The sequence below is a fragment of the Nonomuraea mangrovi genome (assembly GCF_042681425.1).
In the GTDB taxonomy this organism is placed as follows: Bacteria; Actinomycetota; Actinomycetes; order Streptosporangiales; family Streptosporangiaceae; genus Nonomuraea; species Nonomuraea mangrovi.
Genome location: NZ_JBHUFV010000015.1, coordinates 313,157 through 333,599, shown reverse-complemented (window position 1 = coordinate 333,599; position 20,443 = coordinate 313,157). Strand labels below are relative to the sequence as shown.

Genomic DNA, 20,443 nt, shown 5'->3' with positions numbered 1-20,443 from the left:
CCCACCCGGGACCCCGGACACCTCGTGTCCGGGGTCCTCCGCGTGTCCGGGGTCCTCCGCGTGTCCGGGGTCCCCCGCGTGCCGGGCCATGAGGTCTTCCGCGGGCCGACCCGGAGCACCTCGGGAGCACCGAGGGCCCGGCGTGGACGCCGGGCCGGGCAACCGGAGACTCGACGTGGACGCCGGGCCGGGGACCCGAGGGCGCGATGTGGGCGGCGGCTCGGGAGCACCGAGGGCGCCACGGTCCTAAGAACGAACCGAACGGCGACTTTGGTCGGATGCGGGAGCGTCCGAGGTTCGATGCGCGGGCCGTAGACGATCTCTAGCGTCGAGGTCATGACGCAGACCGTGGCACCCCCGACCAGGCGCATCCACGAGATCGACGCCGTCCGCGGCTTCGCCCTCGCCGGCATCCTGCTGGCGAACATCGGTTTCTTCGCCGACCCCGGCTACGCCACGGGCAGCGGCGCGATGCCGATCACCGAGGGCCCCGTCGCGGCCCTCGTCAGCACCCTGGTCCTCACGAAGTTCTACGTGATCTTCTCCTTCCTGTTCGGCTACTCCTTCACGCTGCAGATGCGCTCGTGGGGCGACAAGGTCAAGGGGAGGATGCTGCGCCGCTGTCTCGGCCTGTTCGCGCTGGGCGTGGCGCAGGGGTTCCTGCTGTGGATCGGCGACATCCTGACCCTCTACGCCGCCCTCGGCCTGATCCTGCTGGCCATGCGCAACGTCCGCCCGCGGACCGCCGTCATCACCGGGTCAGCGATCATCGGCGTGCTCACGGTTGTCTGGGTGGCGCTGGCCGGGCTGACCCTGCTCGACCCCGCCGCGGGTACGGCCGCCGCCGTCGACCACGCGGCGGTCGCGAGGGCGGAGACACTGGTCACAGGGAGCCCGCTGGACTTCCTCACCTACCAGTTCGAGACCTACCCGACGCTCGCGGCGTTCGTCTGGCTCGGGCAGGGCCCGATGGCGATGGCCCTGTTCCTGTTCGGGATGGCGGCGGGCAAGTCGCGCCTGTTCGAGGAGCGCGAGCGCTGGGCGCACCTCGTGCCGCGCGTCCAGCTGGTGGGCTTCGGCGTCGGACTGCCCGCCGCGGTGTTCTTCACCTGGTCCAACACCGCCTCCGGCTCCTGGCAGCTGGTCGGCCTGGCGGTCAACGACATCGCCTCGCTGCTCCTGTCCGCCGCCTACGTGGTCACGCTGCTCCAGCTGGTCAGGCGTTTCCCCGCGGTCGGAGCGGTGCTGTCCAACCCCGGCCGGGTGGCGGCCTCCAACTACATCGGCCAGTCGGTGCTGATGTGCCTGGTCTTCACCGGGTACGGCCTGGCGCTGGGCGGCAAGCTCGCGCCGGTCGCGGTCATGGGCGTGGCCGTGCTGATCTACGCGGTGCTGGCGGCGCTGAGCGCGTGGTGGCTGCGCGACCACCGTTACGGCCCCATCGAGTACGCCCTGCGCGCCCTGACGAACCTGAGGTGACCGGCCCGCGCGAAGAGGGCCGCGCGGGCCCCGGGCGAGGGGGAAGGGCCTGGGGCACGCGCGGACAGCGCCCTGACGTACGGGCGCTCACTGACATTGTGGTCCCGCAGCCGCGAAGTGTTGCCACCTTTCACGACATTTCGGTAACTCTGTGTTGAGCTACAGCTCCTTGCGCATGAAGACCACCTCGCGCCCGCCGATCCGCTCCACCGTGGTGACGGTGTAGCCGAGCCGCTGGTAGAGCGCGATGTTCGGGGTCATCTTGGCGTTGGTGATGAGCCGCAGCGCGGGCAGGCCCAGCTCCGCCGCCCGCGCCTCGGCGAAGGCGAGCAGCCGCCTGCCCAGACCCTGGCCGTGCTGGTCGGGCCGGACCGCCACGTTGTCCACGTACAGCACGCCGTCCTCGGGCACCAGCACGATCAGCCCGCGCAGGTCGTCGAGGACGAACACGTGCCCGGCGGCCAGGTGCGCGGCGTAGTCGTCGTCCATCGGCTTGGGGCGGATGCCGATGATCTCCGCCCACGGCTGGTACGCCTCGGCGACGATCTTCTCGATCGTGGGCAGATCCTCGGCGCGAGCGAGTCTGATCATCCGGTGTTCTGCAATCCCGCGGCGACGCCGTTCACTGACAGCAGCAGCAGTGTCGACAGCCGTTCGCGTTCGTCGTCGGTGAGGTTCTCGGTGGTCCGCAACGCGGTGAGCGCGCGCAGCTGCAGGTGGGACAGGGCGTCCACGTAGGGGTCGCGCAGCTGTACGGCCCGCGAGAGCACCTTCCTGTTCTCCAGCAGCCTGGAGTGCCCGGTCACCGTCAGCACGAGCCGTCTGGTCCTGTCGTACTCCTCCAGCACCTGCGCCTCGAAGTCGGGCCTGCCCCCGAGGCCGAGATAGCGGGCGGCGATGGACCGGTCGGTCTTGGCGAGTGACATCTCGACGTTGTCGAGCAGGGAGGCGAACAGCGGCCACTCCTTGTAGGCGGCCTGCAGCTCACCGATGTCCTCGACGGAGGCGAGCCCGCTGCCCAGGCCGTACCAGCCGGGCAGGTTGACCCGCGTCTGCGCCCAGGCGAACACCCACGGGATGGCGCGCAGGTCGTCGAGGGAGCGGGGCGCGCCCAGCCCGCGCCGCGCGGGGCGGGAGCCGAGGCGCAGCGAGCCGATCTCCTCCAGCGGGCTGACCAGCGCGAACCACTCGGGGAAACCGGGAGCCTCGGTGAGAGCGCGGTAGGCCTGCTCGGAGGCGTTGGCCACCCGGGAGGCCAGGCCTCTGAAGCGGGCGGCGGCGGTCGCGGTGCGTTCGCCGATGATCGGGGAGGAGGCGAGCAGCACCGCGTTGGCGACCTGCTCCATGTGGCGGCGGGCGATGGCCTGGTGGCCGTAGCGGGCGAAGATGACCTCGCCCTGCTCGGTCACCTTGAAGCGGCCCGCGACCGATCCGGGCGCCTGGGCGAGGACGGCCCTGTTGGCGGGACCGCCGCCGCGGCCGAGCGCGCCGCCGCGGCCGTGGAAGAGCCTGAGCTTGACGTCGTTGGCCACCGCCCACGCGGTCAGCCGTTCCTGCGCCTCGTACAGCTTCATCGTCGCCGCGGCGGGGCCGAGCTCCTTGGCGGAGTCGGAGTAGCCGAGCATGACCTCCACGCGGCGGTCGTTGTCGGCCAGGCGGCGTTGCACCTGCGGCAGGTCGAGCATGCCGGCGAGCACGCCGGCCGAGTTGTCGAGGTCCTGTCCGGACTCGAAGAGCGGCACCACGTCGAGGACGGGCGCGCGCTCGCCCAGCGCGTGGAAGGCCAGCTCGTGGACGGCGGCGATGTCGTCGGCGCTGCGGGTGAAGGACACGACGTAGCGCGAGCAGGCGGTGACGCCGAAGCGCTCCTGGATCCAGGCGATGACCCTGATCGTGGCCAGGACCTCCTCGGTCCGCTCCGACAGCGTCCCGCCCGCGCGGATCTCTTCGAGCGCGGCGGCGTGGACCTGGGAGTGCTGGCGCACCTCGAGTTCGGCGAGGTGGAAGCCGAACGTCTCCACCTGCCAGATGAGGTGCTGCAGCTCGCCGTAGGCCTGCCTGCCGGCGCCCGCCTGGGCCAGCGACTCCTGCGCCAGGCGCAGGTCGGACAGCAGGTCGGACGGCGCGCGGTAGGCCAGGTCGAGGTCGCGTCTGCGGGTGGCGCCGATGCGGGCGGCGACGAACAGCAGCCACTGCCGGTGCGGCTCGGCAGGCGAGCGGGTGGCCAGCTCGGACACCAGGTCGGGGTTGGCGTCCTGGGCGGCGGCCAGCGCCTTGCGCAGCTCGGTGGAGGGCGGTGTGAACTGGGCGGCTGCGGTGAGCGTGCGGGCGATGCGGGAGGTGGCGGTCTCCAGCGCGGTCAGCACGTGCTCGGCCTGGATGAGGACGGCCTCTCTGGTGACCTTGGCGGTGACGTTGGGGTTGCCGTCGCGGTCGCCGCCGATCCACGACCCGTAGCGGATGAACGGCCTGGCCAGCGGCGCGCGGGTGCCCGTGCCCTCGTCGAGGGCGGCGTCGAGGGAGCGGTAGACCTGCGGGACGACGCGGAAGAGCGTCTCGTCGAAGGCGGCCATCGCGGTGCGCACCTCGTCGAGCGGGTCGAGCTTGGTGTTGCGCAGCTGGGCCGTACGCCAGAGGATGTCGATCTCTTCCAGGAGCCTGCGCCTGCTCTCCGCACGTTCGGAGGAGCCGCGGCCCGGTGTGTTGAACTCGGTCAGCTGTCCGCTGATGCGCTGGATGGCCGTGACGACCGCGCGCCTGCGCGCCTCTGTGGGGTGCGCGGTCAGCACGGGGTGCAGTTCGAGGTCCTCGACCAGCTCGGCGACGCGCTCCTTGCCCAGCTCCTCGACGGCGGAGGCCAGCGACTCGCGCTGGACGGCGGCGCCGGCGTCGCGCTCGCGCAGGGTGCGGATGCGGTAGTGCTCCTCGGCCAGGTTGGCCAGGTGGAAGTAGCAGGTGAACGCCCGGGCGATCTGGACCGCCCTGTCGATCTCCCACTCGCCCACGAGGCGTTCCACCTGTTCGTGGGACACCTCGCGGCGGCGTGCGCCGATGACCGCTTTGCGCAGGCGTTCGACATCCTCCAGGAGCCCGGGACCGCCCTGCTCGGCGATCACCTGGCCCAGCAGCTCGCCGAGCAGCCGCACGTCGCGGCGGAGCTCGTCGGGCATCTCGCTGACGGCACTGTGGCGCGGGATGGCCTGGTCAATCATGTCTCGCACGATATCTACTCGTCTCGCGCGACTGGAGACCGGTCTCACCAAATGGACTAGACCATTAGGTGGGCCTGGAGACCGCGGCGAGGAGCTCGGGCATGCGCGGGTAGCCCCACATGCCCGCCAGCCGCCTGCCCGCCCACGCCAGCGCGAAGCCGTACGGCAGCGCCACCGCGCTCATCCAGCCGACGCCCAGGAGCACGGGCAGCGCGACAGGCAGCGCAAGCAGCGCGGTGACGATCATGGCGCCGAACGAGGCCACGAAGGCCACCCCGCCCTGGCCCGGCGCGGCGCCGGTGAAGGCGTTGAGCCGGTCGGGCACCGTGTACGGCACGAGCACGCTGGTCACCGCGCCGACGCCGAGCCCGATGCCGAGCACGCCCCACGCGGTCAGGACGGCGGGCACGGCCCAGGCCATGCTGCCGGCGAACACCCCGCCGATGACGCCGAGCGCCACCAGGAGAGGGACCGCGATGATCGCCACGGCCAGGTGGCGGCCCGCCAGGTCGCCGCGCAGGTCACGGCTGTCGCCGTAGACGACGGCGTTCATCCACAGGGAGCGGCCGTCGATGCCGAAGCTGTTGCACTGCTGCATGCCGATCAGCAGCGCGCCGACGCAGGCGGGGCCGATCGCGGCGCCGGCGCCGCCGGCCGAGCCGTCGCCGTTGATGGAGAAGGCCAGTACGCATGTCACCGCGATGGAGGCGAACCAGCCGACGCGCCCGCGCGGGTCGCGCCTGGCGTACTTCAGCTCCTTCGACACCACGGCCGCGACCTGGCCGTCGGGCAGGAACCGGTCGAGCACGCCGCTGGACCTGCGCACCGAGGCCGCCTGGGTGGAGGCGTCGGTCGTGACGAGGGCGCGGCCGAGCGCCCTGATCCACAGCCAGCCGAGCAGGAGGACGAGCACGGCGAGCGCGGCCAGTTCGAGCGCGCCGGTCGCGCCGCCGTCGCTGATGGCGTGGGCGGCCCAGCCGGGCGGCGTCCAGCGCAGCACGGAGGCGAGGCTGTGCAGCATCGCGAGGGGGTCGCCGCTCAGGCCGCGGTTGACGATCAGGTTGGGCAGCTGGGCCATCAGCACGACCACGATGACGGCGACGGCCAGCAGGTCGCGGCCCCTGCGCGAGCGCAGCAGCCCCGACAGCGCGGTCGTGATGAGCCGGGAGGTGACGATGCAGAGCGCGAACTGCAGGATCACCGCGACGACGCCGAGCAGGAAGCCGCCTGCCCCTCTCGCGAGACCGACGAGCGCGCCCGCCGTGACGACGAGCGAGACGATCGGCCACACGCCGGTGACCGAGGCGGCGAACATGCCGGTCGCCAGCTGTCCCGTGCGCAGCGGGAACAGGGCGAGCCTGGCAGGGTCGAGGGTGTCGTCGAGCCCGAAGGCCAGCAGCGGCACGGTCGCCCAGCAGACCAGCAGGCCGGTGAAGGCGATCATCCCGACGTCGGCGGCGACCTGCGGTGAGGCCAGTCGGAGCAGTGTCAGCAGCAGGAAGCCGCCGGCCGCCACGACGAGCGCGGCGAGCAGGGAGAAGACGAAGCCGAGGATGCGCTGGGTGTCGCCGCGCAGGCCTCCGGCGATCAGCCTGATCTTCAGTGCGACGAAGAGCCCAACCACGTCAGCCCCTCCTCTCCGCCCTGCCGTACGCCGACGAGGTCGAGGAAGGCCTGGTTGAGGCTGCGTCCGGCCCGGACCTCGTCGATGGGGCCCTGGGCGACGATGTGGCCGCCGCTCATCACCGACACCCAGTCGCACAGCCGCTCGACCAGGTCCATGACGTGGCTGGAGAAGATGACCGTGGAACCGGAGGCGGTGTAGCGCTGGAGCACCTCGGTGAGCGTGTTGGCGCTGACGGGGTCGACGCCCTCGAAGGGCTCGTCGAGGAAGAGCACGGAAGGGTTGTGCAGGAGCGCGGCGGCCAGGCCGATCTTCTTGCGCATGCCGGTGGAGTAGTCGACGACGAGCTTGTCGGCCGAGTCGGCCAGGTCCATGACGCGTAGCAGTTCCTCTGCGCGCTGCTCGACCTCGGCCTTGGGGATGCCGCGCAGGCGGCCGTTGTACTGCAGCAGCTCGCGGCCCGACAGTCGTTCGAACAGCCGCAGCCCCTCGGGCAGCACCCCGATGCGGGCCTTGATCTGGACGGGGTCGCGCCACACGTCGACGCCGCCGACCTGGGCGAGGCCGCCGTCGGGACGGAGCAGGCCGGTGATCATGCTGAGCGTGGTCGTCTTGCCGGCGCCGTTGGGGCCGACCAGGCCCGCGAAGCTGCCCGCGGGCACGGTGAAGTTCACCCCCGCCACCGCCACCTGCTGTCCGAACCGTTTGAACAGGCCTTCTGTGCGCACTGCCTCCGTCATGAGAACCAGTCTGGTGCTTTTTGGCACTGTTGCGCACGGCTCGGACCGCTTATGAGGTGAGTGCTCCCTTGTGGAGACAGTGGTCGCACGGCGGCCCGAGCGGTCCATGCGCGAGTGGTGCGACCGTTCGGCCTGAAGGAGTCTTGATCCCAGGACTAGTCTTACGGACATGAGTGCCGCACTGCCGTCCGAGCCCCCAGAGATCGACATCCACACCACCGCGGGCAAGCTCGCCGACTTCGAGCGGCGGCAGGACGAGGCCGTGCACGCCGGCTCGGCCCGCGCCGTGGAGAAGCAGCACGCCAAGGGCAAGATGACCGCCCGCGAGCGCCTGGCGGCCTTCCTCGACGAGGGGTCCTTCGTCGAGTTCGACGAGTTCGCCAGGCACCGGGCGACGGCCTTCGGGATCGAGAACAACAGGCCGTACGGCGACGGGGTGGTCACCGGCCACGGCACCGTGGACGGCCGGCCCGTGGCCGTCTACAGCCAGGACTTCACGGTCTTCGGCGGCTCGCTCGGCGAGGTCTACGGCGAGAAGATCGTCAAGGTCATGGACCACGCGCTCAAGGTCGGCTGCCCGATCGTCGGCATCAACGACGGCGGAGGGGCCAGGATCCAGGAGGGCGTGGTCGCGCTCGGCCTGTTCGCCGAGATCTTCAAGCGCAACGTGCACGCTTCGGGCGTGGTCCCGCAGATCTCCCTGGTCATGGGTCCCTGCGCGGGCGGGGCGGTCTACTCCCCTGCTCTGACCGACTTCATCCTGATGGTTCAGGAGAAGTCGCACATGTTCATCACCGGCCCCGACGTGATCAAGACGGTCACGGGCGAGGAGGTGAGCTTCGAGGAGCTCGGCGGGGCCCACACGCACAACTCCAAGTCGGGCGTCGCGCACTTCGAGGCGGCCGACGAGGCCGACTGCCTCGACCTGGCCAGGGCGCTGCTGTCCTACCTGCCGTCCAACAACCTGGACGAGGCGCCGGCCTACGAGGCCGACGCCGAGCTGGAGGTCAGCGAGGAGGACCGCGAGCTCGACACGCTGATCCCCGACTCGGCCAACCAGCCCTACGACATGCGCACGGTCGTCGAGCACGTGCTCGACGAGGGCGAGTTCCTTGAGGTCCACGCCCTGTTCGCGCCGAACATCGTGGTGGGTTTCGGCAGGGTCGAGGGCCGCTCGGTCGGGATCGTCGCCAACCAGCCGATGAGTTTCGCTGGAACGCTCGATATTGCCGCATCCGAAAAGGCCGCAAGATTCGTACGCACTTGTGATGCTTTCAATATCCCCGTGTTGACATTTGTCGATGTTCCGGGTTTCCTGCCGGGCACCGACCAGGAATGGAACGGAATCATCAGGCGGGGCGCCAAGCTGCTGTATGCGTACGCCGAGGCCACCGTGCCGCTGGTCACGGTCATCACCCGCAAGGCTTACGGCGGCGCCTACGACGTCATGGGCTCCAAACACCTCGGCGCCGACATCAACTTGGCCTGGCCCACCGCGCAGATCGCGGTCATGGGCGCGCAGGGCGCGGTCAACATCCTCTACCGGCGGGAGCTGGCCGGGGCCGACGACCCTGACGCCGAGCGCGCCAGATTGGTCACCGAGTACGAGGACACTCTGGCCAACCCGTTCCTCGCCGCCGAGCGCGGCTACGTCGACGCCGTGATCCGGCCGTCCGATACCAGGGTCCAGGTCATCAGGGCGCTGCGCGCGCTGCGGAACAAGCGGGCGTCGCTGCCCCCGAAGAAACATGGGAACATCCCGCTATGACGTCTCATCTGCGAATTATTCGCGGTAACGCGACCGCCGAGGAGATCGCGGCTCTGGTGGTGGTTCTGGCTTCCCGACACGCCGAGCCGGATCTTCGTCCGGAGCCACAACGCCAATCGTGGCGAAACCCGGTCAGAACCATGCGTAAACCGCTCGTACCTGGGAAGTCGGCGTGGCGAAACAGCGCCTTGCCCTAGAGGATCCTGAGAAACGGGTGTCAAGTTCGCCGGGAGTTGGGACTATCTAGAAAAGTAGGCGTATATAGTCAGCCGATCAACGAGCACCGCGGCCTGGAGGACGACATGGCCATCCCAGACCTCACGCCGCACCCTGTCGCGGCGAAGTACGCCGTCCTTGTGGACGTCGGTTATCTCTATGCCGCGGCAGGTGAAGTACTGCTCGGCGCCAAGGAGCGCAAGGAATACCGGGTTGCCGCCGATGAGCTCATCCAATCGTTGCAGAAGCATGCGGAGCAACGTATTTCTGGCGAACTCCTGCGGATCTATTGGTATGACGCCGCCCGTGACCGTGTGCCCACCGTTGACCAGCGGGTCATCGCCCAGCTTCCCTGGGTGAAGGTACGGCTTGGCAATCTGAACGCGCGTGGCCAGCAGAAAGGCGTTGACGCCCAGATCAGGAGCGACCTTGAGGCGCTGGCCAGGCATCACGCGGTGACGGACACGATCCTGCTGGCGGGCGATGAGGACATGGTGCCCGCGGTCGAGGCCGCCCAGGCCTACGGCGTGCGGATCCACCTGTGGGGCGTCGAGCCGCCGTACGGCACCAACCAGGCCGAGCGCCTGGTGTGGGAGTCCGACACCGTCGAAGTGATCTCCGCTGACTTCCTGAGGCCGTTTTTCAGCCGTGCGCCGCAGCCCGTGGCGGTGGTACCGCCGGTCACGGCCCCGTCGCCCGCGCAGGTCTTCGCCGGCCGTACGGCCGCGCCGAAGCCGCACGTCAAGCCCGGCCAGGTGGCCAAGCTCGGGCCGTCCAGGCCCAGGGTGGAGGACGTCGGCGAGCACGTGGCACAGAAGTGGATACTCACCCGCGGTCGCGACAACATCAGGGACCTGCTTCCGGGGCCGATCCTGCCGACGGTCATCGACACCGAACTGCTCATCGAGGCGGAGAAGGAGCTCGGCCACTCGCTGCGGCCCTACCCTGAGGCACGGGTGTGGCTGCGCGACGGGTTCTGGGCGCGCGTCTACCGCGAGTTCGACCTGGGCGTGGGGGTCTCCTCCAAGTAGAGGCCCTCGCCACTGAGGGCCGCGGGCAGGTCGGCGCGCGACGTCTCGTACTCCAGGCCGAAGCGCTCCTGCCCGAGCGCCGCCACCGCGGCGGCGGTGATCCTGTCGACGTCGCCACGCTCGGCCGGGGGCAGCGGCGCGCCCACCGACTCCCTGATCGCCGCCGCCGCGCCGAGCAGGCGGGCCGCCTCCGCTGGGCGGCCCTTGGCCGCGTGCGCGCCCGCCAGCCCCTCGTAGGCGAGGGCGACGCTGCGTGAGCCGCCGCTCTCGCGTGCGGCGGCGAGCCCTTCGAGATGCAGGGCGAGCGCGGCGTCCAGGTCGCCGCGCAGTTCGGCGACGAAGCCGAGCTCGGCCAGGATCAGCGCCATCGCGATGGCCGAGTCGACCTGACGGTTCCACGCCAGCCACGTGCGCAGGTGCGCCTCCGCCACCTCCAGCCTGCCCTGGCGGCGGGCGCCGAGGGCGAGTCCGAGCGCGGCGTACTCCTCACCGATCGTGTAGCCCTGCTCCTTCGCCAGGCGGCCGGCCCGCTCGTGCAGGTCGTCGGCCCTGGCGTGCTCGCCTTCCAGCAGTGCGATCCTGCCGAGCTCCGACAGTTTGTCCGCGACCTCGCTCCACAGGCCGAGCTCCTCGGCGATGCGCAGGCCGTCCGTGTGGGTGCTCGCCGCGCGCGGGTAGTCGCCGACGTACTCGGCGTGCGCGCCCAGCGTCAGCGTGTTGTGCAGCCGGCCCCACCGGTCGCCGAGCGCGGTGAACATGGTCATGCTCCGCCTGCCGTCGGCCTCCATCGCCCGCAGGTCGCCGCGCACGAGCGCCTGCCTGGAGCGGGTGCTGAGCGCGGCCGCCACGCCCCAGTCGTCGCCGATGGCGCGGAACAGGTCGAGGATCCGCTCGATCTCGTCCTCGCCCTGCTTGGCGTCACCCACCCCGAGCCTGGTCAGCGCGAGGAACCACTCGGCTCTGGCCCGCCCGGCCAGCCCTTCGAGGTCGCCGGGCCGCTCGCCGGTCCCGGTGGCCAGCACCTCGCCCATGCGCAGCGCGAACGCGCTCAGCCAGACGCGAGTGGTGCCCGTCTCGTCGCCGGGACCGCCCGCCGCCACGGCCGCGGCCAGCCACCTGCGGCCCTCGCCCAGGCGCCCGCGCAGTACCCAGTACCAGGCCAGCGCGTTGACCAGGCGCGGCGCGCCGCCGTGCCGTACGGCGGCGTCGAGGGCGGCGCGCAGGTTGGCGCTCTCGGCGTCCAGCCTGGCCAGCCACTCCCGCTGCTCGGGCCCCCTCAGGTACGGCTCGGCCGAGACGGCCAGCTCGGTGTAGTGACGCAGGTGCCGCCGCTCGATCTCCTCCAGCTCGCCCGCCTCCGCCAGGCGTTCACGGCAGTAGGCGGCCACCGATTCGAGGAGCCGGTAGCGCGGCTCCGCGCCGGTCGAGACCGTGACCAGGGAGTGGTCGACCAGGCCCGCCATCAGGTCGACGACATCCAGCCCTGCGCCGCCGCCGACGGCCTCCGCGGCGCGCAGCGTGCACCCGCCCGCGTGGACGGCCAGCCTGCGGAGCACCGCCCGCTCGGCGTCACCGAGCAGGTCCCAGCTCCAGTCGATGACCGCGCGCAACGTCCGCTGCCTGGCGGGCGCGTCGTTCCCGCCCTCGGCCAGCACCTTGAACCCGTCGAGCGTCCGAGGTCGCGTGCCGCGCGCGCCGTCCCGCCCCGGGGTGAGCACGCCCAGGCGCGCGGCGAGCTCGTGGACGCCGAGCGCGCGCACCCTGGTGGCCGCCAGCTCCAGCGCGAGCGGGATCCCGTCCAGCCGCTCGCAGATGGCGGCGACCGCCTTCTCGTTGCCCTCGTCGACGGCGAAGCCCGGCGTGCGCGCCATCGCCCGTGCCTCGAACAGCCGCACCGCGCTGGGCGTGGCCAGCGGCGGGACCTGCCACAGCCGCTCGCCCGCGACGCCCAGCGGCCTCCTGCTGGTGGCCACGACCCGCAGCCCCTGCACGGCCCGCAGCAGTCTCCCCGCCAGCTCGGCCACGGGAGCGAGCACGTGCTCGCAGTTGTCGAGAACGAGCAGCATCTGCCTGCCGCGCAGCGACTCGGCCAGGCTGAGCGTGCCGCTCTCGTCGCGCACCCCGAGCACGGCCGCCACCGCCTCCTCGACCCTGCGCGTACGGCAGGCGGCGTCGTCCGACGTCAGGGCGGGCAGCGAGCCGAGCTCGACCAGCCAGGCGCCATCGGCGAAGGAACCCGCCAGCCGCCTCGCCGTCTCCAGCGCGAGGCTGGTCTTGCCCACGCCGCCAGGCCCGGTCAGCGTCACCATGCGACCCTTGTCGAGCAGCGTCGCCACCTCGGTGAGCGCCTGCGCCCGTCCGACCAGGTCGCTGAGCGGGGCGGGCAGGTTGGTGGGCGGCGGCGCGGCGGGCACCGCGTCCAGCGAAGGATCCTGCCTGAGCATGGCCTGGTGGAGCGTCGCCAGCTCGCGGCTCGGGTCGACGCCCAGCTCGTCGGCGAGGCGTTCGCGCAGGTCGCGGAAGCCGTCCAGGGCCTCGCTCTGCCGTCCCGACCGGTAGAGGGCCCGCAGGTGGACGGCGCACAGCCGCTCGCGCAGCGGATGGCGGGTCACCAGGTCGCCGAGCTCGCCCGCCAGGACGGCGTGCTCGCCCAGCTCCAGCCTGGCCTCGGCCCGCTCCTCCATCGCCGCGAGGCGCAGCTCGTCCAGCCTGGCGATCTCCGGTCCTGCGAAGTCCTCGTCGGCGAACTCGATCAGCGCCGGTCCCCGCCACAGCGCGAGCGCGTCGCCCAGCAGGTCGGCGCGGGCGCGTGGGGTGCCCGCCGTACGGGACCGGGCGACGAGGGCCTGGAAGCGGCCCGTGTCGACGGCGTCGGGCCGCACGTCGAGCAGGTAGCCGGGCGCGCGGGAGACCACCAGCCGCCGCGCCCCCTCCTCGGCGTCCTCCAGCACCCTGCGCAGCTGGGAGACCCTGGTCTGCAGCGACGCCGACGGGTTCACGGGGAGGCTCTCGCCCCACAGGTGGTCGATCAGCCGGTCCGCGGGCACCACCGTGCCCGCCGACACGATCAGCTCGGCCAGCAGCGCGCGGACCTTCAGCTCGGGGATCCTGACCGGCCTGCTCTCTGACGTCCACACGGCCAGCGGACCGAGCACCCCGAAGCGCATGCCGCAAACAGTACCCAAAGCCTGTCCGAAGGGTTTCTGGAGTCCTTCGCCGCAAGGTGTGGGACATGCGACTCGCGTTCATCATCGGCGGCGGGGCCGACGGGCTGGAAGTGGCCGAATGGCTGTGGCATCTCGCCTGCCCGCACGGCTTCGAGGTGGACCTGCTCGACCTCGAGGTGGCGGGGTTGCCCGAGGTGTGCTCGAGCGAGGTGCCGACGCCGCCTGCCGTACGCGATCTGCTGCCGTGGCTGGCCGCGGCCGACGCGTTCGTGGTGGTGCGCCCCGCGTGCTTCCCCGACTCGCTGGCCACCTGGTACGCGCCGCAGTGGCGGGCCAGGCCCGCGGCCTTCGCCGGCCGCGACGACGACCAGGGCGCCGCCGCCCGGCTGCGGCCCGTCTTCGCGGTGACCGTGAACGAGGTCATCAGGTACGGCCGGCGCGGCTCGGCCGACCGCGTGTTGTCCCTTCTGAAGAGAGAGAAGTGATCATGTCTGTGCCCACTCCCCGTGCGGGGGCCAGGCAGTGGCTCGGCCTCGCCGTGCTGCTCCTGCCCACCGTGCTGCTGTTCCTGGCGATGACGGTGCTGTTCCTGGCCACCCCGCACATCGCGGCCGACCTGCGGCCCAGTAGCGCCGAGTTGCTGTGGATCAATGACATCTACGGGTTCATGATGGCCGGACTGCTGGTGGCCATGGGCACCGTCGGCGACAGGATCGGCCGGCGCAAGGTGCTGCTGTTCGGCGCCGCCGCGTTCGGCGTCGCCTCCGCCGCCGCGGCGTTCGCGCCCGGCGCCGAGCTGTTGATCGCCGCCCGCGCGGTGATGGGAATCGGCGCCGCGGCCGTCATGCCGTCCACGCTCTCGCTGATCAGCAACATGTTCAGGGACGACAGGCAGCGGGCGAGCGCGATCGGCATGTGGGCCGCCTCCGTCTCGGTCGGCGTCGCCGTCGGCCCGCTCGTCGGCGGGCTGCTCCTGGAGTCGTACTGGTGGGGTGCCGCGCTGCTGGCGGGCGTGCCCGTCATGGCCGTCGTGCTGATCGCCGCGCCCGCCCTGGTGCCCGAGTACCGGGCGCCGCGCGCGGGCAGGGCCGACGTGCCGAGCGTGCTGCTGTCGATGGCGACGCTGCTGCCGATCGTCTACGGGGTGAAGGAGTTGGCCAAGGCCGGCCTGTCGGCGGCCGCGCTCGTGTCGCTCGTCGCGGGCCTCGTCTTCGCGACGGTCTTCGCCCGCCGCCAGCTCCGTCTCGACAACCCGCTGCTCGACATGCGCCTGTTCGCCAACCGCACCTTCAGCGGCGCGCTGGGCGTCTTCCTGCTCTCGGCGATCGCGCTCGGCGGGGTCTACCTGCTCTTCACCCAGTATCTGCAGCTCGTGGCCCAGCTGTCGCCGCTGCAGGCGGGCCTGTGGATCCTGCCCGCCGCGCTGGCGCTCGTGGTGGTCTCGACGCTGTCGCCGGTGATCGCGCGCCGGGTTCGGCCCGCGTACGTCGTGGCGGCGGGGGCGCTGCTGTCGGCGCTCGGGTACCTGGTGCTGACCCAGGTGGGCAGCGTGTCGGGGCTGCCGCTGCTCATCACCGGGTTCTACATCCTCTACCCGGGCATCGCGCCCACGATGGCGCTGACCACGAACCTGGTGATCGGCGCCGCTCCTCCCGAGAAGGCAGGCGCCGCATCGGCGGTGAACACGACGGCCAGCGACCTCGGCGTCTCGCTCGGGATCGCGCTGCTGGGCACCATCGGCACGGTCGTCTACCGGAGCGAGATGCCCGCGGGGTCTGCCGACACCATCTCGGGTGCGCTCGCGGCGGCCTCGGACCTGCCCTCGGCGGAGGGTGCGGCGCTCGCCGAGGCGGCGCGGGCGGCTTTCACCAGCGGGCTGAACGTGGCAGGGGCGGTCGCGGCGGTGCTCACTGTGGGCGCGGCGGTGCTGGCGGTGACGCTGCTGCGGCGGGTCCCTCCCACGGCGGCTCCCGCGCCGGTGGAGCGGGAGGAGGTCCTGACGGGAGCATGACGCGCTTCCCCGGCCGGAGTCGGAGGACACACCGGACTCCGGCCGGGGTCGTCCCGAACCCAGCCCGGCCACCTGGCTGGGCTTGGGGTTTCGAGTCGAGCCGGACGCGTCCCGGGGGACACCGGTCAGGTGGGGTTCAGGAGGGCCTCGGCGACGGCGGTGCGGGCGTACAGGACGTAGCGGCCCGTGCGGTGCGAGCTGCACAGGCCCGCCTTCTTCAGGGCCGTCAGGTGCTGGTTCGCTCCCGGTTCCGACAGCCCGGCCCTGGCCGCGAGGTCCCGGGTCGACGCGGGCTGGTCCAACTCGGCCAGCAGCCTGGCCCTGGTCGACCCGAGCACCGCCGCCAGCGCCGCAGGCGGGTCCCTCCGCTCGCTCTCCCACAGCGTCGCGATCCCCCGAGGCGGGTAGCGCAGCGTCGGCTGGAACGGCGGCACCGTGATCGAGAAGATGCGCGGCCACACGAAGACGGAGGGCACCAGCAGCAGCCCGCGCCCGTCGAGGGGCCTGACGCCCTGGCAGAAGCGGTGCGCGAGACGGAGCCGCTCGCCCTGCCAGCTCACGTTCGCGTCGAGATCGGCCAGCATGCCGTGCACCCCTCCTTCGGCCAGGACGCGGGCGCGGTAGAGCAGGTCGCCTTCCAGGAGCGCGCGGATGCGCGGCCAGTACGGTTCGATGGCCGCCGCCCAGTACGCCCTGATCTCGTCGGCCAGACGTACGAGCCCCGCCTCAGGGTCGTCGTGGAGCGCCTGCAGCCGCGGGGTGCGGGCGACGTCCCACGCGTCGAGTTCGGCGCGGACGTCGGCGGCGCGCGAGAGCATGCCCGCCAGCTCCAGTTCCAGGTCGGGCAGCGACGTGGTGGGCGGCGGCGCGATGAAGGCGACGAGCGAGATCGTGGGCACGGGCACGAGATCGGACAGCAGCCGCCAGTCCACGTCCGCCAGCCGGCGGCGTACCTGGCCGGCCCAGCGGCGGTTGATCCCCGTGGGCTCCTTCACCACCCTGACGCTGGCGACGACCTCCCACAACGGCGAGAGGGCGAAGCGCGTGTTCGCGATGTCCTGGACGGTAAAGGTCAGTTCGATTAGCTCTCTCCTTAATTCGTCGCCATTAGACCATCCCGACCGGCATCGTGCCAGGCATGAACCCCGACTTCCGACGGCTGTACGTGGCCGCGTTCGGCAGCCAGTTCGGCACGCAACTCTCCTACGTCGCGCTGCCGCTGCTGGCCGTGACCGCGCTCGACGCGAGCCCGGGCGAGGTCGGCCTGCTCAGCTCGCTGGCGACGCTGGTCGTGCTGGTCATGGGCCTGCCCGCCGGGGTGTGGGTCGACCGGGTACGGCGGCGCCCCGTCATGGTGACGATGGACGTGGTGCGCGCGGCTGCGCTGGCCACCGTCGCGGCCGCCTGGTGGCTGGACGCGCTGACGATGGAGCAGCTCTACCTGGTCGCGATCGTGTCGGGCATCGGCACCCTGTTCTTCGACGTGGCCTCGCACAGCATGGTGCCCGCCCTGGTCGGCCGTGACCGGCTGACCTCCGCGAACTCGTTGCTCGTGGGGACGAACTCGGCGATGTACATCACGGGGCGCAGCGTCTCCGGCGTGCTCACCCAGGTGCTGGGGGCTCCGCTGGTCCTGCTGCTCGACGCGGTGACGTACGTGTGGTCGGCGTGGTGGCTGCGGGGGATCAGGGCGGTGGAGCCGCCGCCGGCCGTACGGGAGCCGGTCGTACGGCAGCTTCGTGAAGGGTTGCGGTTCCTGTTCGGGAACAGGGTGCTGGTGTCGATCGCGGCGCAGGGCGCGATGGTGAACCTCGGGTTCCCGCTGGCCACGGTGTTGCTGCCGGTGCTGCTGATCCGGGAGCTCGCCTTCCCCGAGTGGGTGTTCGGCGCGTTCCTCGCGGCCAGTGGCGTGGGGTCGCTCGTGGGGTCGGCGTGCGCGCACCTGTTCGCCAGGTGGCTCGGGCAGGGCCGCGCGGTGTGGCTGCTCGGGGTGCTGACCGCCCCGTTCTCCCTGCTGGTGCCGCTGCTGGACCACGGGGTCTGGATCTGGGCGGCGGCCGCGGGCCTCTTCGTCCAGTCCGTGCGCACGGGCGTGAACAACGTGCTGCTGGTGAGCTTCAGGCAGCAGCTCACGCCCGATCACATGCTCGGCAGGATGACCTCGATCATGCAGGTCATCCTGATGGGCGCGGTGGGCCTCGGCGGGCTGCTCGCCGCGGGCGTCGGCGAGCTGTGGGGGGTGCGCGCGACGCTGTGGGCCGGCGCGATCCTGATGGCGCTGTCGTGGGTGCCGCTGATCACGGTGAGGTCCGAAATCCGCCAGTTGGGGGTGTCCAGCAGGCGATAGCGTCGTGGCATGGAAACGTTGGACTTCGACGCCTGCTACCGCGCGGTGTCCGCGCGCGACGCCAGGTTCGACGGGCGCTTCTACACGGCGGTGAAGACGACAGGCATCTACTGCAGGCCGATCTGCCCCGCGCGCACCCCCGCGTCCCGCAACGTACGCTTCTACCGGCACGCCGCCTCCGCCGAGGCCGCGGGGTTCAGGCCGTGCAAGCGGTGCCGCCCCGAGCTGTCGCCCGGTGACCCCGGCTGGGACGTGCGCGGCGACCTGGTGGGGCGGGCGCTGCGGCTGATCGACGACGGCGCGGCCGACGACCACGGCGTCGCGGGGCTGGCGACGAGGCTGCACATCACCGAGCGGCACCTGCACCGGCTGTTCGTCGGCGAGCTGGGCGTCGGGCCGCTGGCGGTGGCCCGCACCAAGCGGCTGCTGCTGGCCAAGCAGCTGTTGACGGAGACGGCGCTCCCCGTGACGGAGGTGGCGTTCGCGGCGGGGTTCGGCAGCGTGCGGCAGTTCAACGCCACCATGCAGGAGACGTACGGCTTCACGCCGTCGGAGATGCGCGCCACCGCGCACCGGCCGGGCGCCCCCGCCGCGCTCAGGCTCAGGCTGAACTGGCGGGAACCGTACGACGTGGAGGGGTTGTTCGCGTTCCTGGCCGCGCGTGCGATCCCCGGGCTGGAGCGGATCGAGAACGGGTCCTACCACCGGGTGGTGCAGGGCGGCTCGATCACGCTGACGCCCGGCGACGGGCACGTCCTGCTCGACGCCTCGCTCGACGACACCAGGCATCTGGCCAGGGTCGTGGCGCGCTGCCGCAGGCTGCTCGACCTCGACGCCGATCCCGCCGCGATCAGCGAGGCGCTCGGCTCGACGTCGCTGGCCCCGCTGGTGGCCGCGCGGCCGGGGCTGCGCGTCCCAGGCGCGTTCGACGGGTTCGAGCTGGCCGTCAGGGCGATCGTCGGACAGCAGATCTCGGTCGCGGGCGCCAGGACGCTGCTGGGCAGGATCGTGGACAGGGCGGCCGGTTTCCCCTCGGCCGCGCAGATGGCGGACATGGACCTGTCGGGGCTCGGCATGACCACCAGGCGGGTGGCCACGCTACGGGACCTGGCGGGCCGGGTCGCCGCGGGCGACATCGACCTCGACGGCGGGCAGGATCCCGCCGACGCGGTCGCCGACCTGCTCAAGGTGCCGGGCATCGGCCCGTGGACCGCCGGCTACATCTCGCTGCGCGCGCTGCGCGACCCCGACGCATGGCCTTCGGGCGACCTCGTCCTGGTCAAGCGCATGGCCGCGCTCGGCATCCCTCAGGACCACCTCGAGCGGTGGCGGCCCTGGCGGGCCTACGCCGCCCTTCACCTCTGGAGCTCTTCATGATCGAAGCGCAGCTGCTGCCCACCCCTGTCGGCCCGCTCGCGCTGCTGGCGCGCGACGGCGTGATCGTCGCCGCGGGGTTCACCGCCGACCCCACCGACATGTTCGTACGGCTCTCGCCCGAGCTGCGGGAGCTCGGCCTCGACGTCGTGGAGGACCTGGGCGCGCCCGCGGAAGCGGTGCGGGCCTACCTGGCGGGCGACCTCGAGGCGCTCGACGCCGTCCCTGTCGAGCAGCCTGGCACCCCCACCCGCAAGCGGCTGCACCAGACTCTGCGGGAGGTCAAGCCTGGGACCACGGTGTCGTACGCGGAGCTGGCCGAGCGGGCGGGCATGCCGAGGACCGCGGCGCGGGCGGCGGGTTCGGCCTGCGCCCAGAACCTGATCGCCCCGTTCGTGCCCTGCCACAGGGTGCTGCCGAGCACGGGCGGATTCGGTGGCTACTACTACGGCGTGCCGGTCAAGGAGTGGCTGCTGGCGCACGAGTCCGGCAGGGCGTGAGCCGCCGGCCCCGGCTCGGCGGCGATCCGAGCCGGGGCGTCAGAGCCGGGTCACCAGTCGCCGTCGCCCCCGTCGCCCTCGTCGCCTTCGAAGATCTCCTCGATGGCCTCGCCCATGACGAGCCCGCCGACCACGCCGGCGGCGGCGCCCGCTGCCACGGCCCCGAAGCCGGGACCGCCATGACCGTGGTCGTCGTGGTCGTAACCGTGATGACCATGGTGGCCATGGTGGGAGGACTGCGACAGCTGGGCCATCCAGCGGTCGATCTCCCCTGCCCAGTCGGTGCGCAGGGCCTCCTCGTGGGTGACGTGGAAGCGGCCGATCGCATCTCCCGAGCGGCCCCCTGACTCCAGGACGATCTCGAGGCCGCCCTCGTCGGCGACGAAGGTCAGCTCGGCCTCGCCGCCGCCTGGGGCGTAGAACTCGATCTCCTGGTAGAAGGGCAGCTCCTGGCGCACGCCGTACAGGCTGCCGACCTCGAGGTCGGCGGACCTGAACTGGAAGCCGAGCTGCGGGAACGCCTCCAGCACGCGCAGCTGGGAGGGCAGCGGCTCGACCGCGACCGGGTCGAGGTCGCCCTTGTCGACGGCCTTGGCGATGGCCAACTCCGTGCGCACCCCCACGGCCATGCCCGTCAGCGGACGGCCGCCCACCTCGGTGAGCGGGGTCTCCCACGGCACCGCCACCGTGAACGCGAGCGTCCTGTCCTCGCCCTTGGCCAGTGTGAAGGGCCCTGACACCGTCGTGCGGAAGAACTCGCCGACGCCGCTCCCCTCGCCCTCGCCGTGCTCGATCTCGACCCTGGCGACCAGGCCGAGCGTGACGTGCTCGATCTCGGCGTCGAAGTCGCCGCCCTTGAGCCGTACTTCACCGGACAGCCGCCCGCCCGGCTGGATCCGCGGGGTGGTGAGGACGGTGTCCACTGTGGGGGCGCCGACGCCGAACGCGCCCAGCATCCGCTTGAAGACCACGGC

The 20,443-nt window shown here is 71.9% G+C and carries 16 protein-coding genes; 9 read left to right on the top strand and 7 right to left on the bottom strand.

The window, feature by feature from the left end:
* The first annotated feature begins 336 nt into the window (after positions 1-336).
* Positions 337-1,479: a DUF418 domain-containing protein gene (locus ACFSKW_RS09015; RefSeq protein ID WP_379571104.1), complete on the top strand. Its 1,143-nt coding sequence runs from the start codon at positions 337-339 to the stop codon at positions 1,477-1,479.
* 159 nt (positions 1,480-1,638) lie between these two features.
* Here the strand turns inward: ACFSKW_RS09015 and ACFSKW_RS09010 are convergent, their stop codons facing one another.
* The 4 genes from ACFSKW_RS09010 to ACFSKW_RS08995 all read right to left on the bottom strand — a co-directional run bounded on the left by ACFSKW_RS09010 (position 1,639) and on the right by ACFSKW_RS08995 (position 7,055).
* Positions 1,639-2,070, bottom strand: a complete 432-nt coding sequence (locus ACFSKW_RS09010) for a GNAT family N-acetyltransferase (protein ID WP_379571102.1) — start codon at positions 2,068-2,070, stop codon at positions 1,639-1,641.
* Entirely contained in the window at positions 2,067-4,691 is a 2,625-nt protein-coding gene (locus tag ACFSKW_RS09005) for a phosphoenolpyruvate carboxylase (RefSeq protein ID WP_379571100.1), read from the bottom strand. Before ACFSKW_RS09005 ends, ACFSKW_RS09010 begins: the two co-directional genes overlap by 4 nt.
* A gap of 64 nt (positions 4,692-4,755) precedes the next feature.
* Positions 4,756-6,315: a hypothetical protein gene (locus ACFSKW_RS09000; protein WP_379571098.1), complete on the bottom strand. Its 1,560-nt coding sequence runs from the start codon at positions 6,313-6,315 to the stop codon at positions 4,756-4,758.
* Positions 6,291-7,055: an ABC transporter ATP-binding protein gene (locus tag ACFSKW_RS08995; protein WP_379571096.1), complete on the bottom strand. Its 765-nt coding sequence runs from the start codon at positions 7,053-7,055 to the stop codon at positions 6,291-6,293. Before ACFSKW_RS08995 ends, ACFSKW_RS09000 begins: the two co-directional genes overlap by 25 nt.
* Positions 7,056-7,224: 169 nt before the next feature.
* Between ACFSKW_RS08995 and ACFSKW_RS08990 the strand changes: the two genes are divergently transcribed.
* The 3 genes from ACFSKW_RS08990 to ACFSKW_RS08980 all read left to right on the top strand — a co-directional run bounded on the left by ACFSKW_RS08990 (position 7,225) and on the right by ACFSKW_RS08980 (position 10,070).
* Positions 7,225-8,823: an acyl-CoA carboxylase subunit beta gene (locus ACFSKW_RS08990; protein ID WP_379571094.1), complete on the top strand. Its 1,599-nt coding sequence runs from the start codon at positions 7,225-7,227 to the stop codon at positions 8,821-8,823.
* Positions 8,820-9,020, top strand: coding sequence for an acyl-CoA carboxylase subunit epsilon (locus ACFSKW_RS08985; protein WP_379571092.1), 201 nt, complete (start codon positions 8,820-8,822; stop codon positions 9,018-9,020). The genes ACFSKW_RS08990 and ACFSKW_RS08985 overlap by 4 nt, the downstream gene beginning before the upstream one ends.
* 105 nt (positions 9,021-9,125) lie before the next feature.
* Positions 9,126-10,070 (top strand): NYN domain-containing protein, encoded by a 945-nt coding sequence (locus tag ACFSKW_RS08980; protein WP_354906116.1) that lies wholly within the window; start codon positions 9,126-9,128, stop codon positions 10,068-10,070.
* Here the strand turns inward: ACFSKW_RS08980 and ACFSKW_RS08975 are convergent.
* Positions 10,028-13,237 carry an AfsR/SARP family transcriptional regulator gene (locus ACFSKW_RS08975; protein WP_379571090.1) on the bottom strand — a complete coding sequence of 1,070 codons (3,210 nt, stop codon included), beginning with the start codon at positions 13,235-13,237 and terminating at the stop codon, positions 10,028-10,030. The two genes, ACFSKW_RS08980 and ACFSKW_RS08975, sit on opposite strands and share 43 nt — an antisense overlap.
* A 65-nt stretch (positions 13,238-13,302) precedes the next feature.
* Between ACFSKW_RS08975 and ACFSKW_RS08970 the strand changes: the two genes are divergently transcribed.
* Together ACFSKW_RS08970 and ACFSKW_RS08965 are read left to right on the top strand one after the other, a co-directional pair.
* On the top strand, positions 13,303-13,722 hold the full coding sequence (locus ACFSKW_RS08970; protein WP_379571088.1) for an NAD(P)H-dependent oxidoreductase: 420 nt from the start codon (positions 13,303-13,305) through the stop codon (positions 13,720-13,722).
* A 2-nt stretch (positions 13,723-13,724) separates the two neighbouring features.
* Positions 13,725-15,248, top strand: a complete 1,524-nt coding sequence (locus tag ACFSKW_RS08965) for an MFS transporter (protein ID WP_379571086.1) — start codon at positions 13,725-13,727, stop codon at positions 15,246-15,248.
* A 125-nt stretch (positions 15,249-15,373) separates the two neighbouring features.
* Here the strand turns inward: ACFSKW_RS08965 and ACFSKW_RS08960 are convergent, their stop codons facing one another.
* The gene (locus tag ACFSKW_RS08960; RefSeq protein WP_379571084.1) at positions 15,374-16,243 is read right to left on the bottom strand and encodes an ArsR/SmtB family transcription factor; all 870 of its coding nucleotides are present in this window, start codon (positions 16,241-16,243) and stop codon (positions 15,374-15,376) included.
* 143 nt (positions 16,244-16,386) lie between these two features.
* Here ACFSKW_RS08960 and ACFSKW_RS08955 point away from each other — a divergent pair, with 143 nt between their 5' ends.
* The 3 genes from ACFSKW_RS08955 to ACFSKW_RS08945 are packed head-to-tail and all read left to right on the top strand — an operon-like array spanning position 16,387 to position 19,469.
* On the top strand, positions 16,387-17,595 hold the full coding sequence (locus ACFSKW_RS08955; RefSeq protein ID WP_379571082.1) for an MFS transporter: 1,209 nt from the start codon (positions 16,387-16,389) through the stop codon (positions 17,593-17,595).
* Positions 17,596-17,604: 9 nt separating this feature from the next.
* A complete protein-coding gene (locus tag ACFSKW_RS08950; protein WP_379571080.1) occupies positions 17,605-18,972 on the top strand; it encodes a DNA-3-methyladenine glycosylase 2 family protein in 1,368 nt (455 codons plus the stop codon).
* On the top strand, positions 18,969-19,469 hold the full coding sequence (locus ACFSKW_RS08945; RefSeq protein WP_379571078.1) for a methylated-DNA--[protein]-cysteine S-methyltransferase: 501 nt from the start codon (positions 18,969-18,971) through the stop codon (positions 19,467-19,469). The genes ACFSKW_RS08950 and ACFSKW_RS08945 overlap by 4 nt, the downstream gene beginning before the upstream one ends.
* Before the next feature lie 50 nt (positions 19,470-19,519).
* On the opposite strand, the gene ACFSKW_RS08940 is transcribed toward ACFSKW_RS08945, so the two are convergent.
* Positions 19,520-20,440, bottom strand: coding sequence for a sporulation protein (locus tag ACFSKW_RS08940; RefSeq protein WP_379571076.1), 921 nt, complete (start codon positions 20,438-20,440; stop codon positions 19,520-19,522).
* Positions 20,441-20,443: the final 3 nt, after the last annotated feature.

Coding starts and splice junctions, on each gene's coding strand:
- ACFSKW_RS08945 (WP_379571078.1), top strand. CDS start 18,969: ATGATCGAAGCGCAGCTGCTGCCCACCCCTGTCGGCCCGCTCGCGCTG.
- ACFSKW_RS09015 (WP_379571104.1), top strand. CDS start 337: ATGACGCAGACCGTGGCACCCCCGACCAGGCGCATCCACGAGATCGAC.
- ACFSKW_RS09005 (WP_379571100.1), bottom strand. CDS start 4,691: ATGATTGACCAGGCCATCCCGCGCCACAGTGCCGTCAGCGAGATGCCC.
- ACFSKW_RS08950 (WP_379571080.1), top strand. CDS start 17,605: ATGGAAACGTTGGACTTCGACGCCTGCTACCGCGCGGTGTCCGCGCGC.
- ACFSKW_RS08980 (WP_354906116.1), top strand. CDS start 9,126: ATGGCCATCCCAGACCTCACGCCGCACCCTGTCGCGGCGAAGTACGCC.
- ACFSKW_RS09010 (WP_379571102.1), bottom strand. CDS start 2,070: ATGATCAGACTCGCTCGCGCCGAGGATCTGCCCACGATCGAGAAGATC.
- ACFSKW_RS08970 (WP_379571088.1), top strand. CDS start 13,303: ATGCGACTCGCGTTCATCATCGGCGGCGGGGCCGACGGGCTGGAAGTG.
- ACFSKW_RS08965 (WP_379571086.1), top strand. CDS start 13,725: ATGTCTGTGCCCACTCCCCGTGCGGGGGCCAGGCAGTGGCTCGGCCTC.
- ACFSKW_RS08990 (WP_379571094.1), top strand. CDS start 7,225: ATGAGTGCCGCACTGCCGTCCGAGCCCCCAGAGATCGACATCCACACC.
- ACFSKW_RS08985 (WP_379571092.1), top strand. CDS start 8,820: ATGACGTCTCATCTGCGAATTATTCGCGGTAACGCGACCGCCGAGGAG.
- ACFSKW_RS08995 (WP_379571096.1), bottom strand. CDS start 7,055: ATGACGGAGGCAGTGCGCACAGAAGGCCTGTTCAAACGGTTCGGACAG.
- ACFSKW_RS08975 (WP_379571090.1), bottom strand. CDS start 13,237: ATGCGCTTCGGGGTGCTCGGTCCGCTGGCCGTGTGGACGTCAGAGAGC.
- ACFSKW_RS08955 (WP_379571082.1), top strand. CDS start 16,387: ATGAACCCCGACTTCCGACGGCTGTACGTGGCCGCGTTCGGCAGCCAG.